The 1,386-nt window shown below is 42.7% G+C and carries 1 protein-coding gene; it reads left to right on the top strand.

Features of this window, described 5'->3' with window-relative positions:
* Positions 1-141 precede the first annotated feature (141 nt).
* Entirely contained in the window at positions 142-786 is a 645-nt protein-coding gene (locus Q0605_RS07535) for a ferritin family protein (RefSeq protein ID WP_298705684.1), read from the top strand.
* Positions 787-1,386 lie beyond the last annotated feature (600 nt).

The following is a 1,386-nucleotide window of genomic DNA, read 5'->3' as shown; positions in this document are numbered from 1 at the left end:
TTGAGTTTAAATTTTTCGGACGAAAATTCCGTGCCAAAATTTTCTCAAAAACATAAATTTATTGAGAAGAATAAAATTTATTAAGTAAAATTTAATAGTAGCCGTGGTATCATTCCCCAAAAATTTTGATAGGGAATTAAAATGAGACAGTACGAAACTTACAGATGCGACAAATGCGGCGCGGAGGTCGAGGTGCAAAAAGTAGGCGGCGGCACGCTTAGCTGCTGCGGAGAGCCGATGAAATGCATCACCGAGGATCTGACGCAGGTAAATTTAATGAAGGCGTTCGCAGGCGAGTCGCAAGCGCGCAATAAATACGATCTTTACGGCGATTTGGCCAAAGAGGCTGGCTTTCACGCCATCGCGCGACATTTTTACGAGGCTGCCGAAAACGAAAAATGGCACGCCAGAGCTGAGCTAAAGGCGCATCATGCGGCCGCAGGTATTCCGCTTGATAAGATGGATAAAAATCTGCTTGATGCCGCCGCCGGCGAGCGCTACGAGCACGAGAGTATGTATCCTAGCTTCGCTAAAATCGCGACCGAAGAGGGCAAAAAAGAGGTAGCGCGCCTTTTTAACGCTATCGGCAAGGTCGAGCAGGAGCACGAGCGCGAATACAACGAGCTTCAAAAGATCCTGCTAGAGGAGGGCTTTTTCGAGAGTTTTGACGAGGAAGTTTGGGTGTGCGAGGTCTGCGGGCATGTTCATCGCGGCAAGAAAGCTCCTAGCGCCTGTCCGCTCTGCAAAGCTCCGCGCGAGTATTTCAAAAAACAAAGGCTTGTTTAATTTTGATGCTTGCGGCACGGCGTTTTTGCGATAGCTTTTGAAGCCGTCGCAAATCTCGTTTATTGTCGCGAGCCGATCGCTTAAATCTTGGCTTAAAATTTTGCGCGAGATTTCGTCTTTTTGCTCCTTTTTGCCGCGAATTCCGTGGCTAGACGAAATCTCGGGCTAAATTTATTTAGCCTAAACTCCTTTTCTTATCCCCCTAAGAAATGAAATCCTGCTCGCAAGAGCGGGATTTCTGTCGTAAAATAAATCTAAAATAATCATGCCGATGATTTTATCTCTTTAAATTTTTAGTAGAAATTTCTATATGATTTTTGCGCTATTTACGTAGCAAACTTCGCGCCGGTAAATTTCGTAGCAAACTTTGGTGGCAATCTTTTGCGTCTTTAAATTTTAAGGAGAATTCGGTGCGATAAGAATTTGGAAGTAAATCAAACTATAAAATTTTGAGAGTTTAAATTTTAAATTAGAAATTCCATCCTTGGAGAATTTGCAGATAAATTTTATATCCGCTACCTCTTAATATGCCGTTTATCTTTTGCTTATAAAATCCTCGGATGAAATCCCGTATCGTCAAAATTTAAATGAAATTTTGCA

Source organism: uncultured Campylobacter sp. (genome assembly GCF_938017705.1).
Taxonomy (GTDB): domain Bacteria; phylum Campylobacterota; class Campylobacteria; order Campylobacterales; family Campylobacteraceae; genus Campylobacter_B.
Note: the sequence above shows the minus strand (reverse complement) of the source record. Positions and strands in the feature narration are given on the sequence as shown.

Bases quoted from the DNA above. Each gene is read 5' to 3' on its own strand.
- Q0605_RS07535 (WP_298705684.1), top strand. From the start codon at position 142: ATGAGACAGTACGAAACTTACAGATGCGACAAATGCGGCGCGGAGGTC.